This is a genomic window from Pseudenhygromyxa sp. WMMC2535 (genome assembly GCF_011083025.2).
In genome coordinates this window covers 2,808,699-2,827,811 of sequence record NZ_JABJWV010000001.1, presented here as the reverse complement: position 1 = coordinate 2,827,811, position 19,113 = coordinate 2,808,699, and the positions used below count along the sequence as shown (strand labels likewise).

The 19,113-nt window shown below is 68.7% G+C and carries 14 protein-coding genes; 12 read left to right on the top strand and 2 right to left on the bottom strand.

What is annotated here, in order from left to right; genetic code table 11:
* The first annotated feature begins 142 nt into the window (after positions 1–142).
* Entirely contained in the window at positions 143–799 is a 657-nt protein-coding gene (locus tag G6O69_RS10875; RefSeq protein WP_172303445.1) for a hypothetical protein, read from the top strand.
* A gap of 73 nt (positions 800–872) precedes the next feature.
* Here the strand turns inward: G6O69_RS10875 and grxD are convergent, their stop codons facing one another.
* Positions 873–1,190, bottom strand: a complete 318-nt coding sequence (gene grxD / locus G6O69_RS10870) for a Grx4 family monothiol glutaredoxin (protein ID WP_172303444.1) — start codon at positions 1,188–1,190, stop codon at positions 873–875.
* 500 nt (positions 1,191–1,690) lie between these two features.
* On the opposite strand from grxD, the gene G6O69_RS10865 reads away from it, so the two are divergent.
* From G6O69_RS10865 to tssD, 10 genes are all read left to right on the top strand, one after another.
* Positions 1,691–3,217 (top strand): hypothetical protein, encoded by a 1,527-nt coding sequence (locus G6O69_RS10865; RefSeq protein WP_176396759.1) that lies wholly within the window; start codon positions 1,691–1,693, stop codon positions 3,215–3,217.
* Positions 3,218–3,595: 378 nt separating this feature from the next.
* Positions 3,596–6,349, top strand: a complete 2,754-nt coding sequence (gene tssH / locus G6O69_RS10860) for a type VI secretion system ATPase TssH (RefSeq protein ID WP_172303443.1) — start codon at positions 3,596–3,598, stop codon at positions 6,347–6,349.
* 349 nt (positions 6,350–6,698) lie between these two features.
* Positions 6,699–7,121, top strand: coding sequence for a hypothetical protein (locus G6O69_RS10855; RefSeq protein ID WP_172303442.1), 423 nt, complete (start codon positions 6,699–6,701; stop codon positions 7,119–7,121).
* Between the two features lie 195 nt (positions 7,122–7,316).
* The gene (locus G6O69_RS10850; RefSeq protein WP_172303441.1) at positions 7,317–7,733 is read left to right on the top strand and encodes a hypothetical protein; all 417 of its coding nucleotides are present in this window, start codon (positions 7,317–7,319) and stop codon (positions 7,731–7,733) included.
* Between the two features lie 40 nt (positions 7,734–7,773).
* The gene (locus tag G6O69_RS10845) at positions 7,774–8,091 is read left to right on the top strand and encodes a hypothetical protein (protein ID WP_172303440.1); all 318 of its coding nucleotides are present in this window, start codon (positions 7,774–7,776) and stop codon (positions 8,089–8,091) included.
* Positions 8,092–8,491: 400 nt separating this feature from the next.
* A complete protein-coding gene (gene tssB / locus G6O69_RS10840) occupies positions 8,492–8,977 on the top strand; it encodes a type VI secretion system contractile sheath small subunit (RefSeq protein WP_172303439.1) in 486 nt (161 codons plus the stop codon).
* 58 nt (positions 8,978–9,035) lie between these two features.
* Complete coding sequence (tssC, locus tag G6O69_RS10835; RefSeq protein ID WP_172303438.1) at positions 9,036–10,511, top strand: type VI secretion system contractile sheath large subunit; 1,476 nt, start codon at positions 9,036–9,038, stop codon at positions 10,509–10,511.
* 102 nt (positions 10,512–10,613) lie between these two features.
* A complete protein-coding gene (gene tssA, locus G6O69_RS10830) occupies positions 10,614–13,907 on the top strand; it encodes a type VI secretion system protein TssA (RefSeq protein WP_172303437.1) in 3,294 nt (1,097 codons plus the stop codon).
* Positions 13,908–14,199: 292 nt separating this feature from the next.
* Positions 14,200–15,879 (top strand): type VI secretion system contractile sheath large subunit, encoded by a 1,680-nt coding sequence (locus G6O69_RS10825; RefSeq protein ID WP_217909804.1) that lies wholly within the window; start codon positions 14,200–14,202, stop codon positions 15,877–15,879.
* A gap of 135 nt (positions 15,880–16,014) precedes the next feature.
* Positions 16,015–16,506 carry a type VI secretion system tube protein TssD gene (gene tssD / locus G6O69_RS10820; RefSeq protein WP_172303435.1) on the top strand — a complete coding sequence of 164 codons (492 nt, stop codon included), beginning with the start codon at positions 16,015–16,017 and terminating at the stop codon, positions 16,504–16,506.
* 50 nt (positions 16,507–16,556) lie between these two features.
* Here tssD and G6O69_RS10815 read toward each other — a convergent pair whose 3' ends face one another.
* On the bottom strand, positions 16,557–18,146 hold the full coding sequence (locus tag G6O69_RS10815) for a hypothetical protein (RefSeq protein ID WP_172303434.1): 1,590 nt from the start codon (positions 18,144–18,146) through the stop codon (positions 16,557–16,559).
* Positions 18,147–18,201: 55 nt separating this feature from the next.
* Here G6O69_RS10815 and G6O69_RS10810 point away from each other — a divergent pair, with 55 nt between their 5' ends.
* Complete coding sequence (locus G6O69_RS10810) at positions 18,202–19,113, top strand: hypothetical protein (protein ID WP_172303433.1); 912 nt, start codon at positions 18,202–18,204, stop codon at positions 19,111–19,113.

Genomic DNA, 19,113 nt, shown 5'->3' with positions numbered 1-19,113 from the left:
ACCTAGGCCGCGGCCCCTGTCCAGTGCCGCTGGCCTCGGGTGTCCTGCGCGAATGGCGTTTGACCGCAGGTCCCCGGTTCAGGTACCACAGATGGTCAAAAGCCCCCTCGGCTCAGCCGAGTACACAGTCAGCGGAGACACGATGAAAAAGCTTTCCTACCTGTTCCTTGCTTCCACTCTGAGCGCCGGCGCGCTGGCCGGTTGCTCCGTCGACACCCCCGACGATCCCTTCGACACCCTCGTCACCACGACGACCACCACGGACGACGAGGTCGGCACGGAAGACGACACCGAGTCCTCGGACTCCGACACCACCACCACCGCGGACGACACCACCACCACCGCGGACGACACCTCCGACACCTCGGACACCGACACGACCTCGGATACCTCGGATACCTCGGACACCTCCGACACCTCGGACACCTCCGACACCACCACCACGGACGACACCTCCGACACCTCGGACACCACCGGCGGTGACATGTGCGGCGCCGACGACTCCTACTGCCTCGATAACGAGTGCACCGACGCCGGCGGAAACGCGCTGGTCGTCGACCTCGACGACGACGGCGTGAGTGACGTCGGCTGGTGCTTGTTCGAGTGCGAGTCGGCCGCGGACTGCCCCACGCAGCCGGGCGGCGGCACCGTCACCTGTGAGCAGTGGAACTCGGACGGCGACACCGCCTGCTTCCTCAACTGCGACGTCGACGACCCCGACAGCTGCGGCCCGGGTGCCGTGTGCGACGACTCCGTCGGCCTCCCGCTGTGCCTCTACGACGCGAGCAACTTCGGCTAGTCCTCCGCTCCTGGACAAAAAAGCCATGCCGGTCACGCGACCGGCATGGCTTTTTTGTGGGCTACCGCGCGCGTCAGCCCGCGGGGCGCTCGAGCAGCTTGGCGAGGTCGCCGGTGTTGTGCATCTCCGTGACAATGTCACAGCCGCCGACGAACTCGCCGTCGACGTAGAGCTGCGGGATCGTCGGCCAGTCGCTAAAATCCTTGATGCCCTGGCGGATCGCTGGATCCGAGAGCACGTTGAAGGTCTCGAACTCGGCCCCGTGGTGCTTGAGGATCTGTACGACCTGCGCCGAGAATCCACAGGCGGGGAAGACTTTGTTGCCCTTCATGAACAACATCACCCGGTTGCGCTTGATCAGATCGTCGATGATGGACTTGGGGTCGGTCATGGCTGCTCTCGTGAGGTTGGTGAGTGCGCGGCGACAGTGGCTGGCGCGGGGGATGGGCCGCGCAGAGGTAGGAGGCGCACAGGGCGCTCGCGCTGTGGCTTAGATAGCGCTGGCCACGGACGCCGGCAAGGTGACTTCACGGATCCCCCTCTGCACGGCAAACGCGCCCTCTCGCGCAAAATTGCGTATCGTCGGCCCTCGACCCCAAGACACTGTACCTTTGGTTGGGGCCAGAGCGGAAGGATAGATGAACAACGAGCGATACACCCGCGGCCTCCTGGCTCTGCCCCTCCTCGCTGACCGTCACCGGCCAGTACGGCTACGGCAAGATCCAATTCACCAGCTACCACACGGCCGAGTTCTTCGACTACGTCGGGCTCTCGCCCCCAGGAGCTGGTGCTCATGTACACGATCCTCGAGATCGGCGTTTGCCAGGCCGATCTCCCCGCGCCACAGTGAAACCCGTGCTCCATCACGAGTAACCCTTTCAGATAACGCTCATGCCTACACTCACCTCGTCTCGTTCTCTCGTCACCTCGACCCTGGCTTCCAGCCTCGTGCTGGTCCTCGGCTGTAACAACAGCTCCAGCGCCAACGACACCGTCTTCGGTGACGAAGGCGACGGTGCCTCGGACGTCGGGGACTCCCAAGGTGAAGACGCCGAAGGCACCGGCGAAGGGGAGGGCAACGAAGACATCGGTGAGAGCCAAGGCAGCGACTCGGCGGAGGACTCCGCCGACTCGCTCGACGATGACGACGGCGGCAGCGGCCCGAAATTCGACACCCTGGCGACCCCCGACAGCGGCGGTGACGGCTGCGGCAGCGATGACAACGACGCGACGCTGACCGGCACCGTGTTCGCGCCCAACGGGACCATCCCCGTCGTCGGTGCCCTCGTCTACACGAGCTCCTCCGCGCCCGAGAGCATCCCGGACCAGGTCTACTGCGCCGAGTGCATCGAGCTCGAGTGCGGGGTCGACTTCACCGAGACCGACATCAACGGCAACTTCTCGCTGCCGACCAACTCCGGCAGCGACCGCTACCTCGTCGTGCAAAAGGGTCAGTTCATGCGCGTGGCCCAGCTCGACATCGCGACTGGCGAGACCCAGCTGCCCGACGAGCAGGTCGAGCTGCCCGGCGAGTGGGATCCAGACAACGGCCTGTACATCCCCAAGATCGCCGTGGCCGACGGCTCCTACGACCGCATCGAGGACGCGCTCGGCAAGTTCGGCCTCGGCGACACCTCGATCTCCGACTACGAGGAGAGGACGATCGCGGGGACCGAGAGCTTCGACCTCTACAACAACGGCCGCGACCCGTCCTACGACGGGTTCACCTCGCAGGGGACGATGGGCTCGCTGATCTCCGATCCCGATCGGCTCGCGGACTATCACATCATCTTCGTGCCCTGCTCGTCGGACACCTACGGCGACGCCTTGACCGCACAGCAGATCCAGAACATCCGCGACTGGGTCGAGGCCGGCGGGCGCTGGTACGTCGCCGACTGGTCCAACGAGTTCATGTCCAACGTCTTCCCGGAGTACCAGACCTTCTACTCCGACGCCTACGGCAACGATCTCAGCAGCTACGACTCGCTCGCCGACGTCCTCGACGACGGCCTGCTCGCCTGGCTCGAGGCCCTGCCCGGCGCCCTCAAGGACATCAACCCGCTCAACGTCGGTAGCCACCCGACCCTCTACGACCTCCCCCAGGTCGGGACCGTCGACAACTGGTCGGGCATCCAATACCCGCTGCCCGAGGTCCTCGTCGACGACGGCGAGGGCGGGCAGGTCAACGTCGGGCACAAGGCCTGGCTCGAGGGCCCCGGCGGCGGCTCGATCTCGTCGAGTGACACGCTCCCGCTGACCGTCACCGGCCAGTACGGCTGCGGCAAGGTCCAGTTCACCAGCTACCACGCCGCCGAGTTCGAAAACTACGTCGGGCTCTCGCCGCAGGAGCTGGTGCTGCTCTACACGATCCTCGAGATCGGCGTGTGTCAGGACCCGCTGCCGCCCCCCCAGGGCTGAGCACGCAGGTCACGAGACGAACACGACAGACAGCGAGCCCGGCCATGGTCCGGGCTCGCTGCGTTTCGAAACCCGAGGGCACGAGCCCGGCTCGGGCCCGCAGCTGCCCCGCTCGGCCCCGCAGCTGGCCCGAACCCGAAAACTCGACGCCTCGCGGCATTCGGACCATGCCGCTGGCCCGGGCCCACGGCCTGGATCCGTCGCGACACGTGGAGATCGACCGTGAAAGGCGCTGGCATTTGCGTGCGCAGGTCGGGCAAACTCGACGCCCGCGCCGCGCTCACCGTCAAACGTCCGCGCTCGATGAGCGACGGACCTGCTGGTCCCGCGTCCTCATCACCCTCTCACACCACCTCGTCCGATCACTCAGGAACGTCCATGCGCGTACAGCCCAAAGTCCTCGTTCGTCGCCTCAGCCCCGTGTGCACCGGCATGCTCGAAGCCGCCGTAGGTCGCGCCGCCACCGGCCAGTACTACGAGATCGTCCCCGAGCACCTGCTGCACTTCCTCGTCAACCAAGAGGACGGCGACGTCGCCCAGATCCTCCAGCACTTCGGCCAAGATCGCCTGCGACTGATGGGCCGCATCGACAAGGTCCTCGAGGCCATGAAGACCGGCAACGCCGGGCGCCCGACCTTCGCCGAGTCGCTCTTCCAGTGGATCGAAGACGCCTGGACGCTGGCCTCGCTGCTCTACGGGGTCAGCTCGCTGCGCACCGGCCACCTGCTGCTGCAATTCGCCGAGCGTGCCTCTCGCTACAGCGCCGAGGACTTCCCGGAGATCGAGGCCATCGACACCGAGGTCCTGCGCCGCGACTTCGACAGCATCGTCTTCCACTCCAACGAGATGGACGAGAAGCCCACGGGCACGGCGCGCTCCGGCGGCCAGGCCGGCGCCGCCCCCGGTGAGGCCGGCGCGCCCTCGGCCGACAGCGCCCTGGGTCAGTTCACGGTCTCGCTGACCCGCGAGGCCCGCGAGGGTCGCATCGACCCGATCTTCGGTCGCCACCGCGAGATCCGTCAGTGCATCGACATCCTCGCCCGCCGGCGCAAGAACAACCCGATCATCGTCGGCGAGCCCGGCGTGGGTAAGACCGCCCTGGTCGAGGGCCTGGCCCTGGCCATCGTCAACGGCGACGTGCCGGACCTGCTCAAGAACGTCGAGCTCGTCAGCCTCGACATGGGCCTGCTCCAGGCCGGCGCCAGCGTCAAAGGCGAGTTCGAAAAGCGCCTGCGCGCGGTGATCTCCGAGGTCAAGGCCTCGCCCACGCCGATGATCATGTTCATCGACGAGGCCCACACGATCATCGGCGCCGGCGGGCAAAAGGGAGGCAGCGACGCCTCCAACCTGCTCAAGCCGGCCCTCGCCCGCGGTGAGCTGCGCACCGTCGCGGCCACCACGTGGTCCGAGTACAAGAAGTACTTCGAGAAGGACCCCGCCCTCGAGCGCCGCTTCCAGCCGGTCAAGTGCGACGAGCCCAGCGTCGAGAACGCGATCGTCATGCTCCGCGGCCTCGCCCACAAGTACGAGCAGGCCCACGGGGTCACGATCCGCGACGAGGCGGTGGTCGCCGCCGCCGAGCTCTCGGGCCGCTACATCTCCGGGCGCCAGCTGCCCGACAAGGCCGTCGACCTGCTCGACACCGCCGCCGCGCGGGTCAAGGTCGAGCAGGGCGCCAAGCCGCAGAAGGTCGAGGAGCTCGAGCTCGAGCTCGCCTCCCTCAACCGCCAGCGCATCGCCCTCGACCGCGACATCGCCGAGCACATCGAGGTCGACCAGGAGGCCTACGCCGAGCTGCTCGGCGAGATCGAGGCCATCGAGCAGGAGCTCGCCGCGCTGACCGAGCGCTGGCAGACCGAGCGCGACGCGGTCTTGGCCTTCAACGAGGCCTGCCAAAACCTGCGTGACGCCGAGGGCGGCGGCGAGGGCGAGGATCCCAAGGACGCGGCCCGCACGGCGGCGCCCGACGAGCCGCCCATGGTCGAGAGCGGCGGCGAGGGTGAGGGCGAGGACCCCGACAGCGCCGAAGCCGACGCCGCGATCGTCGAGCTCCGCGCCAAGGTCGAGGAAGCCACCAACAAGCTCGCCGAGATCCGCGGCGAGGAGGACCCCCTGGTCCACCACGAGTGCGACGCCGACGTCGTCGCCAAGGTCGTGGCCTCGTGGACGGGGATCCCCGTCGGCAAGATGAAGTCCGACACGATCAGCTCGGTGCTCGAGCTCGAGGGTGTGCTCGGCGGCCGGGTCAAGGGCCAGGAGCCCGCCGTCCAGGTCGTGTCCGAGACCGTGCGCATGTCCTACGCCGGCGTCCGCGACCCCAACACGCCGATCGGCGTGCTGCTCTTCGTGGGCACCAGCGGCGTCGGCAAGACCGAGATGGCGCTGAGCCTCGCCGACCAGCTCTACGGCGGCGACCGCTTCATGACGACCATCAACATGTCCGAGTTCCAGGAGAAGCACACGGTCTCCCGGCTGATCGGCTCGCCCCCCGGCTACGTCGGCTACGGCGAGGGCGGCATGCTGACCGAGGCGGTGCGTCAGCGCCCCTACTCGGTGGTCCTGCTCGACGAGTGCGAGAAGGCCGACCCCGACGTCATGAACCTGTTCTACCAGGTCTTCGACAAGGGCATGCTCAACGACGGCGAGGGCCGCAACGTCGACTTCAAGAACACGATCATCATCCTGACCTCCAACCTCGCCTCGGACACGATCATGCGCATGTATGACACCGAGGAGCCGCCGAGCAACGAGGAGGTCATCGAGGCCATCCGCCCCTCGCTCAGCTCCCACTTCAAGCCCGCGCTGCTCGCCCGCATGACGATCGTGCCCTTCCGGCCGATCGGGCCCGACATCATGCGCGAGATCGCGATCCTCAAGCTCGGCAAGCTGCGCCGGCGCATGGAGGAGACCCACGGCGTCGAGACCACCTTCAGCGACGAGCTGCTCGACGAGCTGGTCCGGCGCTGCACCGACGCCGACACCGGGGCGCGCAACGTCGACCATACGCTGCGGGCCTCGCTGATGCCGGCGCTGGCGCGGACGCTGCTCGAGTACATGGCGGACGGGGAAATCCCGCCGCAGCTGGAGATCGGGCTGTCGCCCGAAGGCGACTGGCGCTTCGATTTTTCCTAGCCCCCCTCGGGCGGCAGCAACTGCTTTAGCCCCCCTCGGGCGGCAGCTGCTGCTTTAGCCCCCCTCGGGCGGCAGCAACTGGGGCCATGCACGTCCGCCCGCTTCGCGGGCGAACGCCCCCTCTGCGAGGGGGATGGGCTGGGTATGTAGTTTGCGGTGAGTACGTAGTGGCCCCCCAGAGGGGGGCCTCTTCTTCCTTGGGGGCCTCTTCCTTGGAGGCCCTTCTTGGAGACCCTTCTTGCTTGGGGGCTCGCTCCAGGACGTTGGGCTGCAGTGTCATGCGGAGACGTGAACTTTGCGGGTTTCGCGGAGCAGACTCGGGAGCTCGAGCCACTACGCTCGGGGTACGATGGACGACGAGATCGAACCCAAGCAGCTCCTGACGACGCGCTTCACGTGGGGGTACTTCTTGGCCGGGCAGCTGGTCTTTGCCGGGCTCGGATGGGGTGCGATCCATGGCCCGCCGCGGCCAGATGACAACACCACCTTGGCGTGGATCTTATCTGGGCTCGGGGTAGTGACGGCCCTCGTCGCGCCCTTCGTCGTGCGCCACCTCGTCGTGCCCAGCGGGAACGATCCCGTGAGCAGGGCCTTCAACCCGCTGCTCGCGATCATGAGCACCGCCCTGGCCGCGTCGATGTTCGCGTTCATGACCTTCTTCATCGCCTCGCTCCCGCTGGCTTGGGCTCTGCCCGCGCTCGCCGGTCTCGGCCTGTCCATCTCCATGTACCCCACGCCAACGCGCGTGTCGGCGCTCGCCCGCAGGCCCTAGGAGCCCGTGGTGAAACCCAGCGCGACACCTCGCTTGGTCTTTTCGCCGAGGGCTTTGTCGCCAAAACTGGCAGTACACCCGGTACAGCGGCGTTTTGGCTTCGCGCCCTCGACGAAAATCCCGGCGCCAGGAGCCGCGCTGGGTTCCACCACGGGCTCCTAGAGCGGTCGAGGACACCTGCTAAGCTGGCGACGCATGGCCAAGCCGCTCACGCCCCAGGAGCTCCTCGTCCCGCGGATCTTGTGGGCCGCGTTCTTGTTCACGCAGCTGATCTTCGCGGGGGTCGGCTGGAGCGTTGGCTCCGTCGAAGGTGAGCCGGACCCGATCATCGGCTGGGTGCTCGCTGGCGTGGGCGTGTTCGTGGCGGTGATCGGGCCGCTCCTCGTCAAGAGCCTCACCGTCAAGACCTCGAGCACCTCGCCTGCCCAGGCTGCGACCACCGCCTTCATCATGCTGCTCGCCTTCCGCGAGAGCGCGGGGATCATGGCCTTCGTCACCCTCTTCATCGTGCGCGACCCGGTCATCTGGGCGATCCCCGCGGCCACCTCCTTCGTCTTGATCCTGCTGATGTTCCCGACCTCCGACAGCCTGTCTGCCCTGTCCAAGCGCTGAGTCACCCCTCGCCGGCCGAGTCGGGGGTAGACTCGCGGCGATGGACGTCATCAACCGCTATCACGTCGAGCTACGCGGTCAGCCCGGGTTCAGCTCGCGCGCGCAGATCCTGCTGCTCGGCGCGGACGACCGCGAGCGCGCTGCCCTCGGGCGCATCCACTTCTATGACGCCGGCGTGCAGCTGCCCACCGACGCCCAGAGCGACGGGGTCATCGAGATGCACCTGCCCATGGACGCGCTCGCCGGCGTGATCGCGCTGCTCCAACACGACAAGCCGATCAAGATCGGCTTCGTCGACGGCAACGCGATCCTCCGCACCGGCGAGTGGGAGCCCGTCGGCGAGAGCGAGCGCGACTGAGGCTCGGCTCGGCGGACTGCTCGGCGGGCGTGTCCTCCTCGGGCCCCCCGGCGGCGAGCCTCCCCAGTGCCCCCATACTCCCCACCCGCTCCCAAAGCGGGCCCAGCGAGGCCAGGCACGTGGGCCGCCGACCATCGATCCGTCATCGATCCCTGCCAACGCTGCCCAAAGGGGCAATGCGCAGGCCCCATTGCACAAGCGCGGATTGCGCACAAGTCTCGAGTACCCCCGATCACCCTGGTCCACCCACAGACCAAGGGTCCACTCGCGTGTCGGTCACGTGCCATGAGCCGCTCGCACTGGTCGCATTGGGCCGGCCGATCTCACGCCCAGAGATCCCTTCGCGATCGTCGATCGTCTTCACGATCCGTCGAGCAAAAGTGTTACGCTGCGCGCCGAGATGGGAAAAGAAGCATCCGTCGCCCCCAAAGAACGCGTCAACATCGTCTACAAGCCGGCCGGCGATGTACAGGAGGACGTCGAACTCCCGCTGCGCATCCTGATGCTCGGTGACTTCACCGGCAAAGCCGACGACACGGCTGTCGAGGAGCGCAGCCCCGTCAGCATCGACAAGGACAACTTCAACGAGGTCCTCGAAGGCTACGAAGTCGGCGTCGATCTCAACGTCCCCGACACGCTCTCCGAGGAAGAGGGCGCCGAGATGGGCGTGAGCCTGAAGTTCAAGAGCATGAAGGACTTCACCCCCGAGGGCATCGCCAACCAGGTCCCCGAGCTCAAGCAGATGCTCGAGCTGCGTCAGGCCCTGACCGCCCTCAAGGGTCCGCTGGGCAACGTCCCGGCGTTCCGCAAGAAGATCCAGAGCCTGCTCGACGACGTCGAGGCCCGCGAGAAGCTCATGAACGAGCTCGGCGCCGGTAAGGGCTGAGCCCTAGCCTTCCCCTCACCGCTCGCAACGATACCCCAGCCAGCAATACGGAATTCTCATGAGCACCGAAACCGAGACCGAAGCCGGAGGAGCCGCGGCAGCCGAGGGCTCCCTGCTCGAGACCATCCTCTCCGAGACCAAGCTGAGCCCCGGAGACGAGGCCTACGACGTCACCAAGCAGGGCGTCCAGGCCTTCATCACCGAGATGCTCAAGGGCCGCGAGGCCAAGAAGATCGACAAGGCAGCCGTCGACTCGATGATCGCCGAGCTCGACTCGCGCCTGAGCAAGCAGGTCAACGAGATCCTGCACCACAAGGACTTCCAGAAGATCGAGTCGGCCTGGCGCAGCCTCAAGTACGTCGTCGACAACGTCAACTTCCGCGAGAACGTGCGCATCAACGTGCTCTCGTGCCAAAAGGACGAGCTCCTCGAGGACTTCGAGGACGCCCCCGAGATCACCAAGTCGGGCCTCTACCGCACGGTCTACTCGGCCGAGTACGGCACCTTCGGCGGTCGGCCCTACGGCGTGATGTGCTCGCTCTACGAGTTCGACACCGGGCCCCAGGACATCGAGCTCCTCGGCCAGTGCGCGTCCGTGGCGACCATGGCCCACGCGCCCTTCCTGGGCAACGCCGCGCCCAAGATGTTCGGCGTCGAGAGCTACGAGGAGCTGCCCAAGCTCAAGGATCTGCAGAGCCTGTTCGAGGGCCCGCAGTACGCCCGCTGGCACTCCTTCCGCGAGAGCGAGGACTCCCGCTACGTCGGCCTGTGCGCCCCGCGAATGATGCTCCGCATGCCTTATGGCAAGGAGCAGACCCCGGTCAAGTCCTTCGACTTCGAGGAGGACGTGATCGACCAGCACGAGAACTACTGCTGGGGCTACAGCTCGATCGCGCTGACCACCCGCATCGCCGACAGCTTCGCCAAGTACCGCTGGTGCCCGAACATCATCGGCCCCACCTCGGGCGGCGCCGTCGAGCAGCTCCCCCTGCACCAGTACAAGCAAAAGGGCGAGATCCAGACCAAGCTCCCGCTCGAGTGCCAGCTGACCGAGCGCCGCGAGTTCGAGATGGCCGAGGAGGGCTTCATCGGCCTGACCATGCGCAAGGGCAGCGACAACGCGGCCTTCTTCTCGGCCAACTCGGCGCAAAAGCCCAAGGTGTTCCCCAACACCCCCGAGGGCAAGGCCGCGGAGACCAACTACCGCCTGGGCACGCAGCTGCCCTACATGTTCATCATCACCCGCCTGTCGCACTACCTCAAGGTGCTGCAGCGCGAGCAGATCGGCTCGTGGAAGGAGCGCTCCGATCTCCAGCGTGAGCTCAACGTGTGGATCGGCCAGTACGTGGCCGACATGGAGAGCCCCGCCCCCGAGGTCCGCTCGCGCCGTCCGCTGCGGAGCGCCTCGATCGCCGTCGAGGACGTCGAGGGCCAGCCCGGCTGGTACAAGTGCTCGCTCAAGGTCCGCCCGCACTTCAAGTACATGGGCGCCTCCTTCGAACTGTCCTTGGTCGGCAAGCTCGACAAGGAGTAGGGCCCAGCCCCCTGGTGCCCAACGAGAGGCTCCCTACCGCGGTGTAGGGGGCCTCTTTCATGACCACTGTCCGATTTTTTTGCTCGCCACCGCCGCTTCGCCATGGACCGCACCTTCGTCGAACAACGCGCCGCCTCCTTGCTCGAGCCGATCCCCGGAGACAGCCCCGGGGGACAAAACGCGATCTACGACCCCCGCCACGAGGAGCTGCGCCGAGAGGTCGCCAAGCTCGAGTCGCCGACCACCGGCATGCCCGACTGGGCGAGCGTCGCCGAGGGCGGCGCCGACGTGCTGCGGACCGCGAGCAAGGACTACTTGATGGCGTCCTATGTGGCCTGGGCGTGGTTCGAGACCGAGGGCCTCGACGGCCTGGCCTGCGGCGTCGCGCTGCTCCAGGGCTTCGTCGAGCGCTACTGGGATGACGGCTTCCCGCCCAAAAAGCGGATCCGCGGCCGCGCCAACGCCATCGACTGGTACATGAGCCGCCTCGACGAGGCGATCGCCAACGTCCAGGTCGGCGCCAAGGATCGCGTGGCGATCACCTTGCTCGAGGAGCTCGCACCCGCCTTCGCGCGGACGGTCCGCGAGCGCTTCGAAGACCGCGCCCCGGGCATGCGAACGCTGACCGAAGGGATCAAGCGCCTGGCCATGAGCCTGCCCGCGGCGAGCCCCGAAGAACAGGCCGCGCTCGCCAAGGCCGTGGCCAAGGCCGACGCGCCCGCCGAGCAAGCCGCCCCCGAGGCCCCCGCGCCCACGCCAGAGCCCGCCGCGCCAACACCCGCCGCACCAACACCCGCCGCACCAACACCCGCGCCGGCGGCCCCTGCCTCGTCTCTGCCTCCCCCCGGCTCCGCGCAGCCCGAGCCCGCGCAGCCCAAGCCCGCGCAACCCGAGCCCGCGCAGCCCGAGCCCGCGGCCCCGGCCTCCTCGCTGCCTCCCCCTGCCCCGCCTCAGCCCAAGCCGCAGCCGCCCGCGTCTTCGCTCCCGCCGCCAGCGCCCAAGCCGGAGCCCAAGTCCGAGTCCAAGCCTCCGCCTCCGCCTCCGCCTCCGCCAAAGCCCGAGCCCGCGATCCCGGACAGCCCATGGACGGCGCGGGTCAGCAAGTGGCTCGAGCCGATCCCCGGCGGCAAGCCAGCCGGCGAGGACACGCGCTACGACGAAGGCCACACCCAGGCCCGCGGCGAGATCGAGAAGCTCGAGTCGCTGACCGGTGGCGAGCCCGACTGGGAGACCGTCAAGCGGCTTTGCGATCGACTGCTGCGCGAGAAGACCAAGGACCTGACCGTGGCGGCCTACCTGGCGCGCTGCTTTTACGAGCTCCAGGGCCTCGACGGGCTGGTCACCGGCTTCGCGCTGCTCGCCGAGATCTCGGAGCGCTACTGGGACGAGCTCTTCCCGCCCAAGAAGCGCGAGCGTCGACGGGCCAACGCGGTCAACTGGCTGTTCGAGCCGATCGAGCGCAAGCTCGGCGAGCTCCAGCCCACGGCCAAGGACAGCAAGGCCATCTACGAGCTCGAGGCCGTGTCCAAGCACATGTTCTCGGTCTTCGGCCAGAAGTTCGAGACCCACGCCCCGGCGACCCGCGGCCTGCGTGACGCGATCGCCCGCGCGAAGATGTCGGCGCCGCCTCCCCCCGAGGAGCCCAAGCCGGAGCCCAAGCCTTCCCCTGCCTCGTCGACGCCCGCCCCCGCCGCGTCGGCGCCCGCGAGCGCGCCTCCCCAAACCAGCGCATCCGCATCTGGCGGTGCGCCCAAGCCCGCCGAGGCGAGCGGGTCCAAGCCAGGCTTCGACGCCAAGGCCCTCGCCGCCCGCTGGGTCGAGGCGATCCCCGGCGGCGCGCCGGCCGGCGCCGACGCGCGCTACGAGCCCGAGCACGAGGCCGTGCGCAACGAGGTCGGCAAGCTCGAGTCGCTGACGGGCGGCGAGCCCGACTGGGAGGCGGTCAAGCGCGACGCGACCAAGCTCCTCACCACCAAGAGCAAGGACCTGCTGATCGCCTCCTACCTGGCGCGGGCGCTCCATCAGCTCGACGGCTTCTCGGGTCTGGTCACCGGCTTCGCCGTGCTCGACGAGCTCTCGAACACCTACTGGGCCGACATGCAGCCGCCCAAGAAGCGCGAGCGTCGGCGGGCCAACGCGATCTCCTGGCTCTTCGACCAGCTCGAGCGCGACATCGGCGACTACGAGCCCAAGGCCAGCGACCGCGAGCCCGTCAAGCAGCTCCAGCTCGCCGCCAAGGCGCTGTTCTCGACCATCGGCCAGCGCTTTGAAAAAGAGGCCCCGCCCACCCGCGGCCTGCGAGACGCGCTGACGCGCCTCGAGATGTCGCTGCCCGCCGAGCCAAAGCCCGAGCCAAAGCCCGAGCCCAAACCCGAGCCAAAGCCCGAGCCCAAACCCGAGCCAAAGCCCCAAGCTCAGGCCGCGCCCCAGCCCCAAGCCGCGGCCCCTCAGCCTCGAGCCGCCGCGGCCTCGATCGCAGCGCCCGAGGCCCAAGAGGCGCCCTCGAACCCCGAGCAGGTCATCCAATACCTCGCCAAGGTCGGCGCCGACTTCGTCAAGACCGCCAACATCTTGCGTGGGGCCAACCAGGCCGACGCCCTCGCCTACCGCCTGGCTCGCATCGGCTTGTACACGCACATCATCAAGCCGCCGCCGGCCCAGCCAAACGGCAACCTCGGCGTCCCGGCCCCGCCTCCGGATCTCATGAACCGCCTGGGCCTGATGAAGGCCAACGGCAAGTGGGCCGAGATCATCGAGGAGACCGAGGGCGCGCTGATGCGCTTTCGCTTTTGCGTCGACCTGCACCACCAGACGGCCATCGCCCTCGGCGCTCTCGGCCACGGCGAGGCCCTCGACGCGGTGCTCGAGGGCATGCACACCCTGCTCGGCCGCATGCCGACCCTCCTGGTCCTCAAGTTCAACAACGGCACGCCGCTTTGCAGCCCCGACGCCAAGGCCTGGGTCGACGCCGAGGTCTTCCCCGACACGGGCGGAGGTGGAGGCGGCGGCGGGCTGCCCGAGGAGGTGCTCAGCAAGATCGACAAGGCCAAGAAGGCGGCCAGCGGCGGCGCCTTCGACGAGGGCGCCGAGATCTTGCAGACGCAAATCGAGCGCGCGTCGGCGGGTCGCAACCGACTGATGATCCGCATGACCCTCGCCGAGATGGCGGCCTCGCCAGCCCCCCGGCTGGCGCTCGGCCTGTTCACCGGCCTGGCGCGCGAGCTCGAGCGCCTCGATCTCGACGACTGGGAGCCCGAGCTGACCACCCGCTGTCTTCAGGGTCTGATCCGCTGCCAGGCCGCCGCGGCCAAGGCCAAGCCTCCGCTCGTCACGGATCCGGCCTTCGAGCGGCTGTGTCGGGTCGATCCCGTGGCCGCGAGCAAGCTGGCGACCTGAGCTCGTGCGGAATACCCGGGGCCTGGGCGTCGTCTTGCGCGGCGCCTTCGGCCGCGCGCGTGAATCGCCCGCGCGTGACAGCGTCGGCAAACTCGCGCCGCTGGGATGACACTGACTCGACAACGAGCTGCACCGGCCTCGCTGCCGACCCCCGAGAGGGCACGAAGCGGCACAAAACCCTCTACCCACGCGTCGACTCCTCCAATCACGCGTGGAGCCCCGCGCGGTTTTTCGCTACGCTCTGCCCGCGCTCACTCGTAGCTCATCGCCAACGAAGCGCCCCCATTTGATGATGTCCGACGTCGACGCTCGCGAGTCCACCCAAGTTCACTGGCTGTTGCTCGGCTCTCTGTCTGCCGAGCCTAGCGGGCGCCGCTTCGTGCTCGATAACGAGGGCTTCGCCGCGGCCTTCAGCGCCGCGAACATGCAGGCCAAGGTCGATCTGGCCGAGGCCCTCGGCGCGGGCCACCCCGTGGAGGTCGAGCTTCGCTTCGAACGCCTGCGCGACTACTCGCTCAAGCACGTGCTCGCCTCGCTGCCGGTGCTGACCTCGCTGCGCAAGCTCGCCGACGACATGGGCGGCCCCTCGTCGCGGCGGCCCTCGGACGAGGCCGCCCTCGCCAAGGTCGTCGAGCTCGTCGGCGACGGTCCGCTCGCCGCGGAGCTGCGCTCGCTCTTCGCCGCGCCCGAGCCCGCCGCCTCCGCCGCCTCCGAGCCCGAGCCCGCCGCCCCCGCCAGCGGCGACGCCGGCCTCGTCGATGAGCTGCTCGAGCGCGGAGCGAGCCGCGACAACGACAGCAAGCGCGCCGTGTCCTCGTTCATCTCGGCGATCCGTGGCAAGCCCGCGACGACCAAGGGCAAGCCCACGCCGGTCAACCGCCGCGCCCGCGAGCTGATCGAGACCGCCGTGTTCGGGGCCGTGTCCGCGCTGCTCAACGACCCCGCCGTGACCGAGCCCGAGGCGCTGTGGCGCGGCCTCAAGCTCGTCGTGGATCAGGCCACGCGCAAGGCCGGCATGCTCGTCGAGATCGTCGACGTCGCGCCCGCGGGCATCGAGGCCGCGCTGCGCGAGTGCCTCGACGACGAGCCGATGAACCGGCCCGACACCTTCTTTTGCTTCGACCGCATCGAAGACCCCAGCGTGATGCAGGTGATCGCCTCGACCGCCGAGGACCTTCACGCTCCCGTGGTCATCGGCGTCGGCCCGAGCTTCTTCGGTACCGACGACGCAGAGCAGGTCATCCCCACGCTGCGCGCCGCCAAGGAGCCCGAGCAGGCCATGCCCGAAGGTTGGGCCGAGCTGCGCGCGGACGAGGTCTCGCGCTGGCTCGCCGTGGTCACGAACGACGTCGTGGTCGCCTCCGAGGGCGCTGGGGCTGCGCGGCGCACCGTGCTTGGCTCCGCGGTGTTCGCCCTCGCCGCCATGCTCGCCGCCAGCTATCGCCACACCAGCGGTTTTGCGCGCATCCTCGGCAAAGATGGCGCCCTCAAGGCGCCGGGCCTGCGCGAAGTTCAGGTCGGGCGCGAAGCCGGTAACGCAGCCCCGACCGCGGCGTTCCTATCGATCCGCGCGCAGGCCGAGCTCGCCGACCTCGGCGTCATTGGCCTGGGTAGCGCACGTAATTCCGACATGGTCATGCTCTCTGCCATGCGCACGGTTCGGGGCTCCAAGGACGCCGTTCCTCTCCCCGCGCAGCTGCTCACCGGGCGGCTCGTGCGCTTCGGCAGCTGGGTCCGGGACCAGGTCCCCGCCGGCTCCACCCGCGATCAAGTCGTCGAGCTCTTCAAGCAGGCCGCGAGCGTGTTCTTGTTCCCAGGCCTGACCAGCGGCGCCCGCCTCGACGCGGGCGTGGTCGACGAAGACGGACAGGGCCCCGCCATCCGCCTGGTCGCGAGCGTCGACCCCCGCCTCGCGGGCATCCCCTTCGAGGTCGGCTTCGACCTCCCCCTCAGTGTCAGCTTGGCTGACTGAAGGTCACCACAACGTCCCAGTTTTGATCCTCACGAGCGAGCTTCTTCGCTTGACAGTAAATAGCACACAGACCTAACGTCTCCGCGCACCGGGAAACGACGACCCCAGACCGCATAGGGAAAGCAGCTAGAAAAAATGGCCGAGACCGTACACCTCTACTTGAAGGCAAATGGCACCGATATCCAAGGCGAGAGCACCCAGGTCAGCCTGGGTCGCGGAGACTCGATTGAGTGCCTCTACTTCGAAGACTCCGTCCGCACTGCGCGTGAGAAGGGCTCCGGCATGGCCACTGGTCGCCGCACCTTCGAGCCGATCGTGATCCGCAAGCGCATCGACAAGTCGTCGCCCCTGCTCGCCAAGGCGCTGTGCAACAACGAGGTCATCGAGGCCTCGTTCAAGTTCTTCCGCCCCAGCCCCTCCGGCGACGGTACCACCGAGCACTTCTTCACCGTCGAGATCGGTGAGGGGCGCCTGGCCTCGATCGAGCGCGTGTCGCCCGACACCATCGACCCCGCCAGCGCCCTCGAGCCGCCCTCCGAGCGCGTCGCCATGGTGTTCCACAACGTCACATGGACCTACGAGGCCACCGGCGCCTCGCACCACGACAACTGGCGCGAGAACCAGTAGTCCTCGACCAAGGTCGACCCTCGAAGAAGCCACCCTCGCGGTGGCTTCTTTTATTTTTGCAGCTCGGCCTCGAAGGGCCAAAGCGGCGGGTCCGTGACGAAGAGCAGCCCCGGCGCGCGATCGAACCACCACGCGCCGTGTAGCTGCCAGGCCATGGCCACGAGGACCAGCGCAGGGAACAGCCAGCGCCGCCACGCGGGGCCCTTTGCGCCCACGCCCGCGCCCCCCCCAAAGACCAGCGCGACCAGCAAGAAGGGCAGCCAGTCCAGGGCGAAGCGGTAGCTGAACTGGAGCTGGCCGCTGTTTTGATAGAGCAGCGAGGGCAGGGCGACCGCGGCGGCGCTCAGCCACAGGCCCCAGCGCTGCGACGCCAGCAGCTCGCCCTCGTGCTCGTCGGGCGTCGCTTCGCTCGCCGCAGCGTCACCCTTGCCCGCGCGTCGCCTGGGCAGCGCGAGGCAGAGCAGCCAAGGCGCGCCGAGCAGCACGCTCGAGCCGTGCATCGACACCCGAGGCACCAGGGCCGAGCTCGGCGAGAGCCCGAGCATCGCCCCCGGCCACGGCCCCGGCCCGTGGCTCCACACCGGCAGCAGCGAGAAGGCGCAGCGCAGGTTCCTGCCCAGGTAGGCAGTCGAGAACATGCCCTGCTCCTGCATGCGTCGCTGCCAGCGGATCTCCAAGAAGCGGTGGCCGAACTCGAAGGGGTCTTCGAAGCGCGCCCAGTTGAAGGCCATGAGCAGCCCGCCGATCACCAAGATCGGCGCGGCGAAGCGCAGGGCCGCGAGCACCCGCGCGCGGCCTTCGGTCTCGCGCCACCACTCGACCACGAACAAGGGCAGGGCGAGGGCAAGGTGCGGGCGGCAGGCCACGGCCATCGCCAGGGCCAAGCCGGCGAGCGCCGGCCGACGGCAGCGCCAGGCCATGGAAATGTAGAGCGACAGGCACAGCGCCGCGGCGATCTGCGCGGTGAACCACACCCGCCCGTGCGCGCCGACGAAGGCCGCGGGGCTCGCGAAGGTCCAGGCGGCGACAGCCCACAGATGCTCGCTACCGCGCAGCCGCGCCCCACCACCCAGGCCGCGCTCGCGGTCGAAGAGGCGCAGCAAGACCACGGGGATCAGCGCCGCGAGCAGACAGGTGATCAGCACGTCGCGAGCCTGGGTGCCACGCAGCGCGACCGCGGGGAGCATGGCCAGCGCAGGCCCTGGCGGGAAGCTGATGAACCAGGTCTCTTCGCGGTGGAGGATGTCCCGGCGAGGGATCTCGCGCAGGCTTCGCTCGCGGCCGAGCACCAGCCAGCCCTCGATGCCGCGCTCGAGCTGCGCGCACGCCTCGGTCTTGCAGGGGTAGGCGCGCACGCTCGTGCCGTCGCGCAGCGTCAGCGTCCACACCCGCGCCCAGTCGTCGAAGCCGTGGTGGCGGCACCGCTTGGCCCGGCGCTGCTCGGGCCCGCACCATCCGGGCGGCTTCCCGTCGTGGTGCAGGCGCCCCTCGAGCCAGCCCTGAGCCATGTGGCTGTAATGGTTGTCGCGGCTGGGCTCGAGCACGCGCGGGCCCGCGAGGGCACACAGCCCCAAAAACGCGAGCGCGAACACGACCAGCGCGCGCAGCAGCTCTCGGTTGCGAAGCCGGCCCTCGGGCATCGGCGAAGTGTAACCTCGTCGGCGGGCGGGCCCGACCCTGCTACCATCGATCGCCATGGACACCACCGCCTCCCGCGCGATCGCAGGCGCCGCGCTGGCCTGCGCACTGGGGCTCGGAGGCTGGACCTCCAGCCGCCTGACCGCAACCACCGAGGCCCGCGCCGAGGTGATCATGGCCAAGCGCGTCGACCCCAAGGTCGCCCAGCGCCAGGCCCTGGCCCGCGAGCCGATCTACGAGCGCAGCGAGGCGTTCTACAAGACCCGCGTCGAGGTCGCCCACGAGCACTACGAGGCCGAGGAGGGCGTCCCGCTGACCACCCTCGCGGCCCTGCGCGAGCCCAACGTCTTCTTCCACCCGATCACCGCCGACGCCCCGCGCACCCTCGCCCCCGGCGAGTCCCTGCGCGAGGCGCCCCTCGAGATCAGCGTGTCCGTGCAGCAGCTCGTATCCGAGGCCCGGGGGATCCGCAGCAAGCTCGCCCACACCGTGGTCGACGTGGTGAACACCGGCGAGGTGCCCGTGGCCTACCGCCTGCTCCTCGACAAGGCCGGCGACGGCGACTGCCGGCTGCGGGCCATGACCCGCTACGACGCCATGGTCCTCGAGCCGGGCGAGCGCGCGGAGATCTCCGTGTGCAAGGACAGCCACAGCATCGAGATCTCCGAGCTGCGCGTGCTCGAGCTGACCCCCGCCGGGGCGATCTGGGTCGACAAGCTCCCCGCCGCCGCCGTCGCCCTGGGAGAGAACGCGACCCGTGCCCACGACCCGGGCCGCGAGCTCGTGCAGTGCACCGAGCTGCCCGTGCGCGAGTACGCCGCCCGCATTCAGAGCGGCGAGCTCGCCTGGGAGGACCTCATCGACTTCTACAGCCGCCACGACTGCGAGAACTACGAGTGGGTCGAGGGCTACACCCGCGCCCTCGAGCCGCTCGCGTCGCTGCCCGTGCTCGCCGAAGACGACCAGTGA